This is a genomic window from Microcoleus sp. PH2017_28_MFU_U_A, assembly GCF_020738035.1.
Taxonomy (GTDB): Bacteria; Cyanobacteriota; Cyanobacteriia; order Cyanobacteriales; family Microcoleaceae; genus Microcoleus.
Genome location: NZ_JAEQCX010000055.1, coordinates 1 through 18,035, shown reverse-complemented (window position 1 = coordinate 18,035; position 18,035 = coordinate 1). Strand labels below are relative to the sequence as shown.

Here is an 18,035-nt window from a genome sequence, read left to right as displayed (position 1 = left end):
AGGTTGTTTGTACAGAGATTTTTGGGAGTCCTCGCAAATGGCCTCTGGACACGTTGCGCTGTATGGGGTTTATAATCGAGGGATCCCCACTCGCTGGGGAAACTAATTGAATGGAAACTAGGATCTCCCGACCTTTACTTTTGGTAGGTTGACGTGTTCCCGCTCGCTGGGGAAACTAATTGAATGGAAACTTCGTAATGGTGAACAATTATGAATTCAAATCAGCAGTTTCTGCAAAATTTATACGATGCTTTTAACAAACGCGAAATTGAAACAATCATCTCGTTGATGCGCCCAGACGTGAAATGGGCGAACGGAGTGGAAGGCGGTTTCGTTTATGGACGCGATGCGGTGCGCGAATATTGGACAAATCAATTTAAGGATATTCAACCGGAGCTTGAAACGTTAAAATTCGAGACTGACGAAAACAATCGGAACATTGTCACCGTTCATCAAATTATTAAAGATTTGCAATGCAATGTGCTTGCGGATGCAACAATTCATCAAATCTTTACCATTGAGGATGGTCTGATTTGTCTTTATGAAATTGGCGAAACCGAAACAATAGAGGAGATGATTCAAAAGACAAAAAGTTCCAACTAGCAATGATGTCCTTGGGCGGGGGCGGGTTTTACAAATAATATTTAATACCAACAAACAATCTACATAAACCCGCCCCCTTATGCAATATGTTAAAATTATTGAAGAACGCAACAGTTGGCTCATTCAATCGTAGTAAACTAAAAGCGTAGACCTACAATTCTCACTTCCTTTAGTTATTGTTACACAACAGGAAACCAAAATCGTGGATATCGACATTCGTTATAAACCTTCCTTTGCCACAATTTTTCTTACACTCGAACCTGGAGAAAGCATTATTGCTGAATCAGGAGCGATGATAGCAATGGATGCAGCACTCACAATGAAAACAGAATTTAATGGAGGTTTTTTGTCAGGTGTATTGAAAAAGTTTTTTGGTGGTGAATCGCTGTTCGTCAATCGATTTATCAATCCAACACGGCAGTCTCTCCAAGTCGTTCTTTCTCAATCTACAATCGGAGATATTGCCGAAGCTCAAGTCTATGAAAATAACCTCTGTTTTCAACCCGGTGCTTATATTGCCAGTACCCCCGATATCAAATTAGGCGTGCGCTGGGCTGGATTTGCCAGTTGGTTTTCGGGAGAAGGCTTATTTAAATTGCAAGCCAGCGGACAGGGAACAGTATTTTTTGGTGCCTATGGTGGTTTGACTAGCAAGCAAATCAATGGTGACTTCATTGTCGATACAGGGCATTTAGTAGCTTACGAATCGGGAATGAAAATGTCGATAAAAATGGCAGGCGGATTATTAGGTTCGATTACATCCGGGGAAGGGTTTGTGAATAAAGTGACGGGTAAAGGAACAATTTACTTGCAATCCAGAAGTATCGATGGTTTGGTGCAATTTTTATCAAGTAAAGTTTGACTTGCGAGCGAATATATCCATTACCTAGTACCTACTTATGAAAATTGAACTTTTACAACAACCCGACAGCACGATCGCCCGAATCACTCTAAATGCCGGTGAAGAAATCGTTGCTGAGGCAGGTGCAATGGTGGCGATGAGTGGCAATCTACAAGCAAGTACGACATTGCGCCAAGGCAAAGGTGGCGGTATTTTCGGCGGACTCAAACGCATGATTGCCGGAGAGTCGCTATTTTTAAGTGTATTTCGATCGCCAACACCGGAAAATACCTTGTTTTTAGCACCCAAAATGTTGGGCGATATGCTGCACTATCAAATGGGCAAAAGTGGCTTAGTAGTACAAGCAGGTTCTTATTTAGCTAGCACACCAGATGTTAATATTGACTTGGGTTTTCAAGGCTTCAAATCGATGTTTTCTGGAGAAAGTATTTTCTGGCTAGATATGGGGGGTCAAGGAGATGTACTATTGAGTTCCTTCGGCGCAATTTACGAAGTTCCAGTCAAAGGAGAATACATTGTTGATACAGGTCATATTGTCGCCTTTGAGAAAAGTTTAAAGTTTGAAATTACTAAGCCCCCAGGAAGTAGTTGGGTGAGTGCATTTCTCGGTGGAGAAGGTTTAGTTTGTCGATTTAAAGGTAACGGTCGCCTGTTCTGTCAAACCCACAATACCACAGCATTCGGTCAAGCCGTCGGCAATCGTTTACCTCCCAGGTAGCAAGCGTGGAGACTCGCGATATGCAAAACATAAACGGAGATTGCTTTCATAAAAGGGTGCATCTGGTTTTTGAAGAGGGCGAAGCATGACCGCATATAAGTTATTAATTATAATTTCATATTGATTGCGGTCATGCTTCGCCCCTACAGACATATTTGCCAAACTGAAATACACCCTCATAAAACATCGCATTCATGTAAAGTGTTCCTCGCAACGATCATTCTAACTGAACGTTATTGAGCTATCAACTGCCAACTGTCAACTGTCAACTGCCAACTGCCAACTGTCAACTGTCAACTGTCAACTGTCAACTAACTTATATGCCTAAAAACATCTCATATACAATCGAACATTCTCCATCCTATGCCCAACTAAAACTCAAAATTCCTGCCAACCAAACGGTGTTGGTAGAATCTTCGGGAATGGCAGCAATGGATAGTCACATCACCCTGAAATCAAAAGTCAAAGGAGGTTTGATGAAAGGCCTCACGCGAATGTTAGCAGGTGAGTCTTTGTTTATCAGCGAATTTACTTCGCCGGAACGTTCTGGAATACTTTACGTTTCCCCTGGAGTTCCCGGCGATATTCAACATTATCACCTCGATGGCAATAGCTTGATGCTGCAATCTTCTGCTTTTGTGGCATCGAGTTCTACTGTAGACCTTGATACTAAATTTCAGGGATTAAAAGGTTTCTTTAGTGGCGAATCATTGTTTTTTCTCAAAGCAACTGGACAAGGCGATATCTGGTTTAATTCCTATGGCGCAATTCTGGAAATTCCAGTCAATGGAAGTTATATCGTGGACACCGGTTATATCGTTGCCTTTGAGGATACGCTGAAGTATGATGTTGAAGTCCTGGGCGGACTATCCTGGAAAAATTTGAGAACGGGAATTTTAGGTGGAGAAGGCTTAGTTTGTCGTTTCAGTGGACAGGGGAAACTGTGGATACAGTCTCGCAATCTGTTTCCTCTGATTAATTTTTTAAATCCCTTCCGACCGACAAAGAACAATTAGTTTGGTGCTTTTATATACAGCATATTCCATGTATATTTGGTACACACAATTTTGGGAAATTCCGTGTAAGGTGCGTCGCCATATAATCTGCCACTGCTATTCAATAACTCGTAGCGATGCACCCTACAAACTCACGCAAGTCAATCCAAAATCTAAAATCTAAAATCTAAAATCGAATGACCGATCGCAATCCACCCACAAGCAACAGGCAACTGCTAACCTTATTAGGAATCTTTTTAGCCATAGGATGTTTATTGCTTTGGGGAAGCCTCAAACTGGTAGATGGGCTGATTTTATTAATTCCCCCCGAACTCGAACAGCGTTTGGGGGCGTTAGTTATCCCAGCTTATGAAAGTCTTGCGGAATCTTCTCCAGCACAAGATACCCTCAATCAACTTCTCGATCGCCTGGAAACTAAATTACCTAAACAAAAAAATATCGATCGCAATTATCGCCTACTTTACATTCCCGATGATACTGTAAACGCGCTAGCCTTACCTGGAGATACAATTGTTGTTTATCGGGGTTTAATAAAGCAATTGGAATCGGAAAACGAGTTGATGATGATCTTAGGTCATGAGTTGGGTCATTTCGCCAATCGCGATCATTTGCGGGGAATTGGACGGGGATTGGCGCTACAGTTTGTGGTGGCGGTGTTCGTAGGCGATGGAGGTGGGTTGGTGAATGTTGCCGCTGCGATCGCTTCCAATTTAAGCAAAGCCCAATTTTCTCGCAGTCAGGAAGCCCAAGCCGATGAATTTGGCTTACAACTGCTGGTTTCCCATTACGGGCACGCAGCGGGCGCAGCAGACTTTTTCCAGCGATTAGCGCGAAAATCTGGTCTAGATATTGCTTTGTTATCGACTCATCCGGCACCTGGCGATCGCAGTTTAACGTTAACACAAACGATCGCCCAACGCCGCTATCCGATTCAAGAGCGATCGCCTTTACCCGCAACACTCAAAAGCGATCGATAACAATCAGACACTTAATAATTCCCGCTCTCCCTTGATGGGCTAATACAATAGGTATAATATCAGAGTCTCAACGAGCGATCGCAACCTTACACCAATCCACTAAAACTAGAAATACCCTTCAACAGTTGACAGTTGACAGTTGACAGTTGACAGTTTGAGAGCGACCTCTACCTAGAAGGAAGAGGATTGGAGTAATGAATAGTCTGATTTGTATTTCTCCCGAGCAGGCTTGGGGCTTTCAACCAATTATTTATGGTAAAACAAGTTCAGGCAGTATAACATATGGCAGCATCCAAACGCAAAAATTCTGACAACAAAACAACCGACGGTAAACGAGTAGTTTACTCTGAGTTTGGTAACTACGAAAACTCGGCTGCTCTCGAGCGAGGAACCCCGGAAGTTCCCCAGAATCAACAAACTTTGAAAGTAGAAGCATCCCGAAAAGGACGCGGTGGCAAAACAGTTACAGTCATCAGCGGATTTCAAGAAAAACCCGAAACTTTAGCAGATTTAGCCAAGCAGCTAAAAGCCCAATGCGGCACGGGCGGCACAGTTAAGGATAATGAAATTGAAATTCAAGGCGAACACAAGCAAAAGCTACTCGAAATTCTCAAAAAATTGGGCTACAAAGCTAAAATTAGCGGAGGTTAATTGGGTGCATCTGGGTTTTGAAGAGGGCGAAGCATGACCGCATATAACTTATTAGTTATAATCTCATATTTACTGCGGTCATGCTTCGCCCCTACAGATATATTTTCATGCGCCCCAGATGCGCCCGGTTAATTTCTGTTATTCTTCCCTCTTCCCTCTTCCCTCTTCCTTCTTCCCTCTTCCTTCTTCCTTCTTCCCTCTTCCTTCATTTTATGTACACTCGACCCTTAGCCCGTTTGATCGAACAATTGCAGCGCTTGCCCGGAATCGGCCCAAAAAGTGCACAGCGACTCGCTTTACATATTTTAAAGCGACCGGAAGAAGACGTGCAAGCCCTAGCTCAATCATTGATTGATGCCAAAAAACAAGTCGGTTTTTGCAAAGTATGCTTTCACTTATCCGCTGAACCTGTTTGCGAAATTTGCCGCAACACTAACCGGGACGGTTCTACTATTTGTGTTGTGTCAGAATCCCGCGATGTAATCGCCTTAGAAAAAACGCGGGAATACATCGGCAAATATCATGTTGTCGGCGGTGTCATCTCGCCGATGGATGGAATTGGCCCGGAACAATTGAACATTCAGCCATTAGTCCGCCGCGTCAGCCAGCAAAAGATCGCTGAAGTTATTATTGCGATTAGTCCTAGCGTGGAAGGCGAAACTACTACTCTTTATATCGGTCACTTATTAAAGCCTTTTACCAAGGTTACGCGAATAGCTTTTGGTTTGCCGATGGGGGGAGATTTGGAATATGCTGATGAGGTAACTTTGGCTCGTGCTTTGGAAGGAAGGAGGGAATTGGATTAGGTGAATTGAAAGAGAAGAGAAATGAACCGCGAAGACGCTAAGGACACGTTCGGCGAAGCCGTTCCCGAAGGGTAGGAAGATGGGAGAGAAGAAAGTGCGATTGCTTTATTGAGGTTCGCAATGACAATTTTGTAAAAAAGGTTAAACTGAATAAAGTTACTGAGAGTGAAAAATATGACTCAATTCGATCGCCCTTTAAGCTACCCCACAACCCGCAAAGCCGAGCAAACAGACGATTACCACGGCGTCCAAGTATCCGACCCCTACAGGTGGCTGGAAGACCCGGATTCAGAGGAAACTCAAGCCTGGGTGGAAGCTCAAAACGCAGTCACTTTCGGCTACCTCAGCCAAATTCCGGCGCGGGAAAAAATCAAACAGCGCCTGACTAAACTGTGGGATTACGAGAAATACGGCATACCTTTTAAACAGGGCGATCGCTATTTTTACTACAAGAATGACGGTCTGCAAAATCAATCCGTACTCTACACTTTAACATCTCTCGACGGCGAACCAAAAGTATTAATTGACCCGAACACTCTCTCAGAAGACGGAACCGTTGCTCTCGGCGGCATAGCTCTCAGCGAAGACGGCCAACTTATGGCCTACGGTTTGTCAATTTCTGGCTCGGATTGGCAGGAATGGAAAGTTCGCGATGTGGAAACTGGGGAAGATTTATCAGACCATTTAAAATGGCTGAAATTCTCAGGTGCAGCCTGGACTCACGACGGTAAAGGTTTTTTTTACAGCCGCTACGATGAACCCAACGAAAAAACCAAACTCGAAGATGTTAACTATTACCAAAAGCTATTCTATCACAAGCTCGGTACTCCGCAATCTGAAGATGTATTAATTTGCGATCGCCCTGACCAAAAAGAATGGGGATTTAGCGGTGGTGTTACGGAAGACGGCAAGTATTTGATTATATCAGTCTGGCTCGGCACTGACCCGCAAAACCTGATTTTTTACAAGGATTTAACCGCGCCGGAATCAAGCATTGTCGAACTGATTAACAAATTCGAGGCTGAGTACAGTTTCATTGATAACGAAGGCTCATTGTTCTGGTTTCAAACCGACTTGAATGCACCGCTGGGCCGCGTAATTGCGATCGACACTAACAACCCTCCTCCTTCATCCCTAGCGGGCGCTGACACCCCCCTGAATCCCCCCCTTACCAAGGGGGGGTTCACCGAAATCATCCCCGAAGCAGCCGAAACCCTGGGAGGCATTAGCCTTCTCAACAATCAATTTGTCGCTTCTTACCTGAAAGACGCCTACACTCAGATTAAAATCTTCAACTTAGATGGCTCTTTTGCGCGAGAAGTAGCCTTGCCGGGAATTGGTTCGGCAGGAGGTTTTGGCGGCAAGCGGCACGACACCGAAACCTTTTATGCTTACACCAGCTTCACGACTCCGAACACAATCTACCGTTACAATATGCTGACTGATGAAAGTAGCATTTATCGGCAGCCAAAGGTTGATTTTAATCCAGAGGATTACGAGACAAAACAAATATTTTATCCCAGCAAAGACGGTACGCAAGTACCGATGTTTGTCACGCACAAAAAAGGCTTGCAGCTAGATGGCAATAACCCCACTTACCTGTATGGTTATGGTGGTTTTTCTATCTCGCTGACTCCAAGTTTTTCTCTTAGCAGGCTGGTTTGGTTGGAAATGGGCGGAGTTTATGTGACAGCTTGTTTGCGGGGTGGTGGCGAGTACGGCGAATCGTGGCACCAAGCTGGGACAAAGTTGAACAAACAAAATGTGTTTGATGACTTTATCAGCGCTGCGGAATGGTTGATCGAGAATAAGTATACCAAACCTGCTAAATTGGCGATCGCAGGTGGTAGCAACGGCGGCTTATTGGTGGGGGCTTGCATGACTCAGCGGCCAGAATTGTTCGGTGCAGCATTGCCCGCCGTCGGCGTCCTAGATATGTTGCGCTTCCATAAGTTTACCATTGGTCATGCTTGGGTTCCTGAATATGGTTCGTCGGACAATCCCGCAGAGTTTCCCACAATTCACGCCTATTCTCCGCTGCACAATCTGAAAGCGGGAACTGCTTATCCGGCGACAATGATTACAACTGCGGATCATGACGATAGAGTGGTTCCAGCCCACAGTTTCAAGTTTGCTTCGGCTTTGCAAGCAACGCACGCAGGCGAAAAACCGGTGTTAATTCGCATCGAAACAAAAGCGGGACATGGGGGTGGCAAACCTACCGCTAAAGTCATTGAAGAATTGGCAGATGAATGGGCTTTTTTGGTGCGCGAACTCGATATTAACGTTTAACCAGCGCGGGATTGGGTGCGCCTATTCCCTAGGCGCGCACCCGCACTCCTCTCTTCAACTGCTGGTGAACACCACTTACCTGATGGTATGATCTGACACATCTTTTGCTGCTAACCTGATGTTCAATGTGGAAATTGTGCGATCGTTTCATGGCCTGTGGCTGCGGACAACCGATCGCTACAGCATAAATTAGTGTAACTTGTCAACTCCCACTTGTCTTAATTTGCCTGACATTCTGTAACTTTTTGTATGGTTTAGCCTTGGTTCTGAGCTTTTTAGAGATGAAACCCTATTAAGTAAAGTTCGTGGCAATGTCAACTCCCACAAGTAGTAAATCCAAGCTACAATCAAAAAATTTTCTAATTCTCGGAAACGTTTTTTTCAGTGGATTTACGGTCAAGATTTCAGAAAAAATTACACTCCCAACTGTACTGAGAAGCATCCCGTTACCGGAATCACTGCCTTTTTGTCAGCAATACGTAAGTAAGTGCCGATCGCAATCTCAAGGTTATGGGATTAATTTCTTTTCAAGAAAAATACTTGAGTGGCGCAATCAAAACCAGATAATGCTTGCATATCTAAGGGTGTAGTGATTTATTACCTAGGTTAATGCGCGAAGCTGATACAGCATTGTCTATCCAATCCTTCCCTCACATCTTAACTTCAACAAAACACGTAAGTGTTTAATTTATTTCGTAAATATAATTTACAGTAAATTTATATTTCCGTGTATATCGAATGTTCTCAAAGGGGGTAGTTTAAAACTAAGTAACTAAATCAGCGAACTATGAAAACGAGCCCCAATACGTCGAATGTGTCAGCCGTAAAAATACGCAAATCTACTAATATTACCACTACCAACAACTTATTTTTTAAGCCAGCAAACTCTACAGCGTATCTAGAATCGAAAACATATCTAGTCGTTGTTGACTCCCGAGTAGAAAACTACGAGGAATTGATCCGTGGAGTCAAACCCGGAAGCGAAGTATTGGTGCTCGATCCAACCAGAGATGCGATCGCACAAATCACCGAATTTTTGGGGCATTACCACAGCATCAACAGCCTGCACGTAGTTTCTCACGGCCGAGAAGCAGCAGTCGCGATCGGTCGGACAGAACTGAATATTGATAACCTAGAAACCTACAGCAGTCAATTGCAGCAGTGGGGAAAAGCCCTTAACAAACCCGGTAGCATTTTACTTTATGGATGTAACGTAGCTGTCGGCGAATCGGGCATTAAATTCATACAAAAACTCAGCGAATTAACTGGAGCAAATATTGCTGCTTCTAACAACTTAACTGGGAGTGCAGCACTAGGCGGCGACTGGGAATTAGAAATTACCACAGGACAAATCGATGCCGAACTAGCCTTTAAACCAGAAGTCTTAAAAACCTACAATCATGTCCTCGGAACATTAGTTACCGAAAGCTTTCAAAATCCCACAGCATTAGGGCCTTGGATCTACGGAACTAGCGGCGGTGCAATTCAACCGGGATTAACCTCAGGTAGCGGCCCCGGCATCATTCCCAGTTTAGGGCTGGGCGATCCTCCGGGCAGTGGCGCTTTAAGATTAACATCGAATGCGAACAACCAAGCAGCTTTTGTCATCTACAACAACCCAATTTCTTCGACTGACGGCATCAGAGTTGCCTTTGATTTATTTGCCTATGACGGCACCGGTGCCGACGGCATTAGTTTCTTCTTAATTGACGGGGCTGCTACACCAACTCAAGCAGGTGGATTCGGCGGTTCTCTCGGTTATGCTCCCAACAACAGTTCTGGTATACCGGGGATTGTCGGAGGTTATTTAGGTGTTGGATTTGACGAATATGGCAATTTTTCAGATCCGAGTGAAGGGCGTTTAGGTGGCCCGGGATCGATACCTGATGCGGTAGGAATTAGAGGCAGCCAAACCGGAGAATATAAGTTTTTAACTAACAATGTAATTCCCGGCGGCATAGATAATCCTACCGTTACCGATCGCACTCTTGCCAGAAAAAGAGTTCAAATTACTTTACAACCGTCTACTCCCACAATACCCAGCCGTTTTTTCGTTAACATCGACTTAAACGGCGACAACTTATTTAACGGCCCGGGCGAAAGTGCGATCGACATCCCAAATTTGGCGGCTGTAAATGGCACAATTCCGCCGACTTTCAAATTTGGTTTTGCTAGTTCGACAGGGGCAGTGACCAACATTCACGAAATTCGCAATCTCAGCGTTGAAACTGTCACAGCACCTACCATCTCAGCCGATATTGCCACGGTTAAAACTGGCCCCGCATTTGCCCTACCCAACAGCAGTATTACTTACACCATTACGTCCACCAATAACGGGCCCAACGACGCTACCAACGTCCTAATTCAAGATCCCCTGCCTCCGGGCTTAACTTTCAGCAGCGCCGATAATGGTGGGATTTTCAACCCGACAACGCGGAGTGTCAGTTGGCCAGTGATTTCGACTCTGGCTAACGGTGCCAGCGTTACCCGCAGTATTACCGTGACTGCACCTGCCACAATCGGATCGGTAACTAACCTGGCATTTAGCAGCAGCAGCACTTTCGATCCCAACCTGATTAACAACACCGGTGAAGGGGTAGTATCTCAAGCTACAACTGCGATCGTTCCCGCTACAGCCGACATCATCACCTCAAAAACAGGCCCGACAACAGCCGTGGCTGGATCGACGGTCACCTATACAATTACCTCACAAAACAGCGGGCCGAGCAGCGCTACCAATGTGACGGTAACAGACGCTTTGCCCGCAGGCTTAACTGGAGTGACAGCCTCCGACGGGGGCAGTTACAATCCTGCCACAGGTGTTGTCACTTGGACGGCGATCGCAACTTTGGGCATCGGTGCGGCTAACGCCGTCAGCCGCACAGTCAGCTTCAGTACCCCAAATACCGGCACTGTCATCGACATTGCCAGGAGTACAGCCGAAACTCCCGATCCCAATAGTGCCAACAACAACGGCACGGCTGCGATCGCTCAAGTCAGCACCACGATAACGAGCAGCGCCGACGTAGTTACCACCAAAGCAGGCCCGGCATCTGTCACGCCCGGAGCCACTGCCACTTATACGATCACCGCCCAAAACGTCGGCCCTTCGGCAGCCGCCAACGTTTCCATCACCGATACCCTGCCTGTGGGCTTAACCGGAGTGACAGCCTCCAACGGTGGCACTTACAACCCTGCCACAGGTATTGTCACCTGGACGGCGATCGCAAGTTTGGCAAGCGGGGCAGCCAACGCCGTCACCCGCACAGTCAGCATTGTTGCTCCTGCCAGCGGCACAGTCGCCAACACCGCCAGAAGCACCTCCGACACCGCCGATCCCAATACTGCCAACAACAACGGCACGGCTGCAAACGCCCAAGTCACCACCACGATCACTCCCAGCGCCGACGTAGTTACCACCAAAGCAGGCCCGGCATCGATCGCGCCGGGAGCCACTGCCACTTATACCATCACCGCCCAAAACGCCGGCCCTTCCAGCGCCACCAACGTCGTCATCACCGATACTCTGCCTCTGGGGTTAACGGGAGTGACAGCTTCCAACGGTGGCAGTTACAACCCAGCCACAGGTATTGTTAGCTTCCCGGCGATCGCAAGTTTGGCAAGCGGGGCAGCCAACGCCATCACCCGCACTGTCAGCGTTGTTGCTCCTGCCACTGGCAGCGTTGTCAACACTGCCAGAAGCACTGCCGCCACCGCCGATCCTAACAGTGACAACAACAACGGTACGGCTGCGAACGCTCAAGTGACAACTGCGATCGTTGCCGCGAACCAACCTCCGGTAGCCAATAACGCCAACAGCGCGATCGCACCCAGCAGCACCGTTTTACTGACCGGATTGGGAGGCACAGATCCCGACGGGACGATCGCCTCCTTCACCATCAACACCCTACCGCCAGCAGCCCAAGGAACCCTGTTTCTGGGCAATCCCGCGTCTGGGGGAATTGCCGTCACAGCGGGTCAAACTCTCACACCCGCTCAAATCAATCAATTATTTTTCCAAGCGACCAACTCCTTTGCCGGAGCGAACTTCACCTACAGCGCTACCGACAATCAAGGCCTCACCAGTCCCGGCACCGCTACCGTCTCTGCGGTACTGCCGACACCCAACAAACCTCCTGTAGCCAACAACGCCAACATCAGCCTACCTCCGAACAGCACAGCCAACATTGTCGGACTCGGAGCAACCGACCCCGACGGAACGATCGCCTCCTACACAATCAACACCCTGCCGACAGTCGCTCAAGGGGTGCTATTTTTAGGCAATCCCGCCTCTGGGGGAATTGCCGTCACCGCAGGTCAAATTCTCACGCCCGCTCAAATCAATCAATTATTTTTCCAATCTACAGGCACTTTTACCGCAGCCAACTTCAGCTACAGCGCCACCGACAATCAAGGCGCTACCACCCCCGCCAGCGCTAGCGTTGCCGCCGCCATTCCAGTACCATCGCCAACACCCGCACCGGTCAACAAACCTCCGGTTGCCAATCCTGTCAACAGCAGCCAGCAGCCCAGCAGCACCGCTTTATTGACCGGATTGGGAGGCACGGACTCCGACGGGACGATCGCCTCTTTTACGATTAACACCGTGCCACCTGTCTCTCAAGGGCAGCTATTTTTAGGCAATCCCGCCAGCGGAGGCGTAGCGGTGACACCAGGCCAAGTTCTGACTCCGGCACAGATTCAGCAACTATTTTTGCAAGCCACAGGCAACTTTACGGGAACCAACTTCAGCTATACCGCCACCGACAACGGCGGTGCCACCAATGCTGCTACCGCAACTGTAGCGGCAATCCCTCTGCCAGTGCCGACACCAACTCCTGCACCGGTGCCGACACCAACTCCTGCGCCAGTGCCAACACCGACTCCTGCGCCAGTGCCGACACCGACTCCTGCACCGGTGCCGACACCAACTCCTGCACCAGTGCCGCCTCCCAACCAGCCGCCAGTTGCCACAAATGTCAACTTCACTGTTCCCCCCAACACCAGCCCGCGAGTTCCGGGATTGGGAGGAACTGACCCCGACGGGACGATCGTCTCTTTCACCATCAACAGCCTGCCCCCAGCAGACCAAGGACAGGTATTTTTAGGAGATCCGGCCAACGGAGGCGTTCGACTCACACCCGGTCAAGTTCTGACTCCGGCACAGATTCAGCAAATATATTTCCAAACGACGGGCAGCTTTACGGGAGCCAATTTTACCTACAGCGCCACCGACAATCAAGGCGCCACCAGTCCCGCCAATGCTACAGTTACCGCTTTGGTTCCGGTGCCGAACCAACCGCCAGTTGCCACAAATGTCAACTTCAGCACTCCGCCCAACAGTAGCAGGTTAGTCACGGGATTGGGCGGAACCGACCCCGACGGATCGATCGCCTCTTACACCATCAATACTTTGCCCCCAGCAGACCAAGGAGTCCTATTTTTAGGAGATCCCGCCAACGGAGGCGTTCGCGTCACAGCCGGCCAAGTTCTGACTCCCGCACAGCTTCAGCAAATATTTTTGCAAACGACGGCCAACTTTACAGGAGCGAATTTTAACTACAGCGCTACGGACGATCGCGGTGCTACCAGTCCCGCTAATGCTACAGTTGCTGCCATAGCTCCAGCTCCGGCACCGACTCCAACTCCGACTCCGACTCCGGCGCCAATTGTTCTCAACCAACCTCCAGTTGGCATAAATGTCAACTTCAACATTCCGCCCAACAACAGCGTGCGGGTTCCAGGATTGGGAGGAATTGACCCCGACGGGACGATCGCCTCTTTCACAATCAACACTTTGCCACCGGCGAACCAAGGAACACTGTTTTTAGGAGATCCTGCTAACGGTGGGATAGCGATCGCACCCGGTGAAATTCTCACTCCCGGACAGATTCAGCAACTATTTTTCCAAACGACGGGCGAATTTACGGGAGCCAATTTCACCTACAGCGCCACCGACAACGGCGGCCTGATTAGTCCCGGCACCGCTACTGTTGCTGCGATTCGCCCGACGACCAACTTACCGCCATTGGTGAACAATGCTAACTTCAGTATTGCTCCCAGTGGCAGCGCCCAGGTTCCGGGATTGGGAGGCAGCGATCCCGACGGGTCGATCGCCTCTTACACGATCGACACCCTGCCCCCAGCCAACCAAGGAGTTCTATTTTTAGGAGATCCAGCCAACGGCGGCGTTCGCGTCACACCCGGCCAAGTTCTAACTCCGGCACAAATTGAGCAATTATTTTTCCAAACCACAGGAAGTTTTACGGGAGCCACTTTCAGCTACAGCGCTACAGACGATCGCGGCGGCATTAGTCCCGCTACCGCTACTGTCGCTGCAATCTTGGGGCTGGTGGCGCCAACACCAACCCCAATATCAAATCCGATCGCCGAACCAGACACCGACTGTCTGTGCGAACCCATTGTAGAAAAACCAGGAATTAACTTTGCACCGCCGCCACCAGCGCCCGGAGTTCGATTTGTCCGGCCAATTTCGCAACTGGGAGAGGGACAAACCACCAAAGGTACAGACGGCAATGACTCGATCGCAGACAACAAAGGCAACCAAAAAATCATCGGTTTAAAAGGGAACGACCTGATTTTAGGCAAAGACGGCGCCGACGAAATTTACGGCAATGAAGGCAATGACAGGATTTTTGCGGACACTGACACGGATATTGCTTACGGTGGCGAGGGCAACGATATCATCCGTGCCGGCAAGCAGAACGACTGGATTGCAGGCGACTTAGGCTCTGACACCCTGTTTGGAGATGAAGGTGCCGATACGATTTTGGGAGATAACGGCCGCGATAACTCTAGCAGCGCTGCGGACGATCGCGATTTGATCTTCGGAGGTAACGGCGCAGACATCATTAACGGCAACGAAGGCGACGATACCATCCATGCCGGCAAAGGTAACGATCTTGCCCTTGGAGGCAAAGAAAATGACATCATTTCGGGCCAAATCGGCTCCGATACGTTGATTGGGGGCACCGGCAATGACACCTTATTTGGCGGTTTCAACGGCAACACAGACTTCGATTCCCAGGGACGCGACTTGCTCTATGGAGGCGACGGCGACGACTTCCTCAGTGGCCAAGAAGCCAACGATACCCTGGTTGCAGGCAAAGGTAACGATCGCGCTTACGGAGGTAAAGGCAATGACCTCATCTACGCTCAATTAGGCTCTGATACCCTCTACGGCGGCGCAGGCAACGATACTCTGCTAGGCGACAAAGGCGGTTCCAACTCAGTTAACGGTGCTAGCGAAGGAGATTTAATCTTTGGCGACACCGGCAACGACATCATCGCCGGTGGCAACGGCAATGACACCGTGCAAGCAGGCAAAGGCAATGATTGCGTTTGGGGCGGCAAAGAGAATGACTTGATTTGGGGCGAATTAGGCTCCGATACCCTTGTCGGCGACAGTGGCGATGACACGATATACGGTGGCGCTCGCAGTCGAGCTCAAGATATCAACGGCCAGGACTTGATCTTTGGCAACATTGGTGCTGACGTACTCTTCGGCGACGAAGCTGACGATACCATCAGTGGCGGTGAAGGCGATGACAGCATTTACGGCGGTAAAAATAACGACCTCATCCACGGAGATCTTGGCAACGACAAGATTTACGGCGGTGACGGCAGCGATGAGCTCTGCGGTGGCGAGGGCAACGATACCATTTATGGCGATCGCTCCGATAACCGGGCTGTCTCGGTGGGCGCAAACGACCAGCAAGACTGCATCAATGGCGATGCTGGCGATGATTTGCTCTACGGCAATGAAGGGGAAGATACCCTGAATGGAGATGCTGGCACCGATACCCTAATTGGCGGTAAGGATAACGACTTGCTCAATGGGGGTGATGGTGATGACTGGCTGTTTGGTGGCTTGGGCGACGATACTTTAATCGGAGGTATTGGGAGCGATCGATTTGTCTTGGGTGCTGACAGTGGTACTGATACTGCGATCGGCTTCGAGGTAGGCGTCGATAAGTTTGTTTTGACTGGCGGCCTGAGTTTCCAGCAGTTGCAATTGAGCACCACTCCTGACGGTACGTTGCTGCGAGTCGCAGGAACCGATCGGGTTTTAGCGAATCTGGTGGGGATTAATGGGGCGATCGGATCCTCGGATTTCCTGTCATCAATTATCTTGCCTTCTTAGGGTTATAATTCAATACGGTTTACTTAAGAAAAATCTGACTTGCCCAAAATGGCTATATTGCCAGAAAATCGTCAGATAAAATTCATCAAAAGCATTAAGTAAACCGTATTGAAATACAATCCACTCCATCAAGAGAAGAGTTTTGAACCGTATTGGGGCGCTTTTGGCGCAGAGGCAAGAGTATTGCGAAAGTTTTGGAAAAAAACCTTTTATCCCTCCCCTCTCTGTGTTCTCTGTGTTCTCTGCGGTAAAATCTTCTTAATATCTACTTCACCTCTTTATAATCCAAAAATCGTCAGATAAAATTCATCAAAAGCGTTAAGTAAACCGTATTGGGTTATAATTGGTCGCGAAATTACCCTCTTCTCATAAGAAAACGCCACAGCAACTTACAATTTCTGTGGCGTTTCGATAATTTTTAATAATCTAAAACTCGACTGTAGCAAGGTTTGTAGTAAGGACTTTAGTCCTTCTTGAATGTGGGCTAATGTCCTCACTACAAACCAAATTCGATCTGATAGAACTCAGAAGTTTACTTGCACATGATCAAGTTTCCAGCCGAGATGAATCCCGGAACAGGGGCTGAAATCTCAACCCAATTGCGGTCTTCTCCATTCTTATCTTTGACTAACTGGAAATTCGGCACAAGCGTTACTTGACCGTTAGCGGGTACGCCGCCTTTAACTGTCGCAGTCTTTGAAGGCTCCGCACGAATAGCCAGACCTTTCGGTGCTACGCGAGGTTCTACTTGGCGGCACAGGCTGACGGGGCCCGTTGTTGGTGCGGGTGTTGGCGCAGGTGCTGGCGCAGGTGCTGGTGCTGGTGCTGGTGCTGGTGTTGGTGCTGGTGTTGGCGCAGGTGCAGGTGCAGGTGCAGGTGCTGGTGCAGGTGCTGGTGCAGGTGCTGGTGCAGGTGCTGGTGCTGGTGCAGGTGCTGGTGCTGGTGCAGGTGCAGGTGCTGGTGCAGGTGCAGGTGCTGGTGCAGGTGCAGGTGCTGGTGCAGGTGCTGGCGCAGGTGCTGGTGCTGGACTTGGGGAAGGAGCTTGACTAATTGTGCACGAAGCTAAATTAGCCTCGTTGTTCGGGTATCCGGTAGCTATATACCCTTTTACGGGAGCGGTAATTTGAATCCAGAGGCGGCCGTCGGAGGCTTTAACAGAAGTAGCGCCTTGGAACAGTGTTACCTGAGTATTCATGGCTACACCGCCAACTCTCGCGGATTTGGGGTCTGGGCTCTGGCGAACTGTCAAACCTTCTTTGGGAGTTACTTTGCGGCAAAGCGTGTCAGCTTGGGCGATTTGAAAAGTAGCGCTGTCTTCAAAGGAAATTTTTTCAGCATCCTGACTGGTAGTGGATGCTGGTGAGGTGGCAACACCGATCGCAGTCGCCTGCACACTTCCGGCTACAATGGCGATCGCGCCCAGCAATGCAGCGGGTTTGTTCCAGCAATTCAAGTTTTTCATCCGTTCAACTCCTCAATCTAATCAAAACCATTATCTTTATTGCTGGTCAATATAGCAAAAAAAGCGATTTGTCTTCCAGAAAAATACTGTCTATAACAGAATACTGCCTGCAAGTCAATTTTTATTTGTATAAATTAATGCAGCGTAAGATTTAAGCGAGGAAAAATTAAGCTGCTGCACCTGTAAATTGCTCGTTATGGTAGAACCCGAGAAGGCGAGAGGGAGAGAGGGAGAGGGGGAGAGGGGAAGAGTCAACCGTCTACAGTTCACATGTGTGGCAGGCGATCGCACTTTACCTTAAAATTACCGCAAAGAGCGCCAATCGCTAGCATTAGTTGAAGTCCCCTAATCGCGGCTGTGGAGTCAATTTTTGAATAGCAAATAACGTAATTGCTCAACTAGGGGAAAAAATGGAGCCATCAGTAGAGAGAGCTTGTTGAATAGATTGATAAGCAGTTAAACCCTGACGCTTGCCAGTATTGAC

Annotated in this window: 10 protein-coding genes; 9 read left to right on the top strand and 1 reads right to left on the bottom strand. The window is 48.5% G+C overall.

The window, feature by feature from the left end; translation table 11 throughout:
* Positions 1-210: 210 nt before the first annotated feature.
* From JGK14_RS13675 to JGK14_RS13635, 9 genes are all read left to right on the top strand, one after another.
* A complete protein-coding gene (locus JGK14_RS13675; RefSeq protein ID WP_293177873.1) occupies positions 211-603 on the top strand; it encodes a nuclear transport factor 2 family protein in 393 nt (130 codons plus the stop codon).
* 202 nt (positions 604-805) lie between these two features.
* A complete protein-coding gene (locus tag JGK14_RS13670; RefSeq protein ID WP_293177870.1) occupies positions 806-1,465 on the top strand; it encodes a TIGR00266 family protein in 660 nt (219 codons plus the stop codon).
* Positions 1,466-1,502: 37 nt separating this feature from the next.
* Entirely contained in the window at positions 1,503-2,183 is a 681-nt protein-coding gene (locus JGK14_RS13665) for a TIGR00266 family protein (protein WP_293177867.1), read from the top strand.
* Positions 2,184-2,503: 320 nt separating this feature from the next.
* Complete coding sequence (locus tag JGK14_RS13660; protein ID WP_293177961.1) at positions 2,504-3,199, top strand: TIGR00266 family protein; 696 nt, start codon at positions 2,504-2,506, stop codon at positions 3,197-3,199.
* A 176-nt stretch (positions 3,200-3,375) separates the two neighbouring features.
* Entirely contained in the window at positions 3,376-4,176 is an 801-nt protein-coding gene (locus JGK14_RS13655; RefSeq protein ID WP_325315182.1) for a M48 family metallopeptidase, read from the top strand.
* A 282-nt stretch (positions 4,177-4,458) separates the two neighbouring features.
* Positions 4,459-4,827 (top strand): translation initiation factor, encoded by a 369-nt coding sequence (locus tag JGK14_RS13650; protein WP_293177861.1) that lies wholly within the window; start codon positions 4,459-4,461, stop codon positions 4,825-4,827.
* 212 nt (positions 4,828-5,039) lie between these two features.
* Positions 5,040-5,633, top strand: a complete 594-nt coding sequence (gene recR / locus JGK14_RS13645; RefSeq protein WP_293177858.1) for a recombination mediator RecR — start codon at positions 5,040-5,042, stop codon at positions 5,631-5,633.
* 174 nt (positions 5,634-5,807) lie between these two features.
* Positions 5,808-7,925, top strand: a complete 2,118-nt coding sequence (locus JGK14_RS13640) for a prolyl oligopeptidase family serine peptidase (RefSeq protein ID WP_293191239.1) — start codon at positions 5,808-5,810, stop codon at positions 7,923-7,925.
* A 787-nt stretch (positions 7,926-8,712) separates the two neighbouring features.
* Entirely contained in the window at positions 8,713-16,089 is a 7,377-nt protein-coding gene (locus JGK14_RS13635) for a DUF4347 domain-containing protein (RefSeq protein WP_325315181.1), read from the top strand.
* A 532-nt stretch (positions 16,090-16,621) separates the two neighbouring features.
* On the opposite strand, the gene JGK14_RS13630 is transcribed toward JGK14_RS13635, so the two are convergent.
* The gene (locus JGK14_RS13630; protein WP_293325396.1) at positions 16,622-17,551 is read right to left on the bottom strand and encodes an SH3 domain-containing protein; all 930 of its coding nucleotides are present in this window, start codon (positions 17,549-17,551) and stop codon (positions 16,622-16,624) included.
* Between the last annotated feature and the right edge of the window lie 484 nt (positions 17,552-18,035).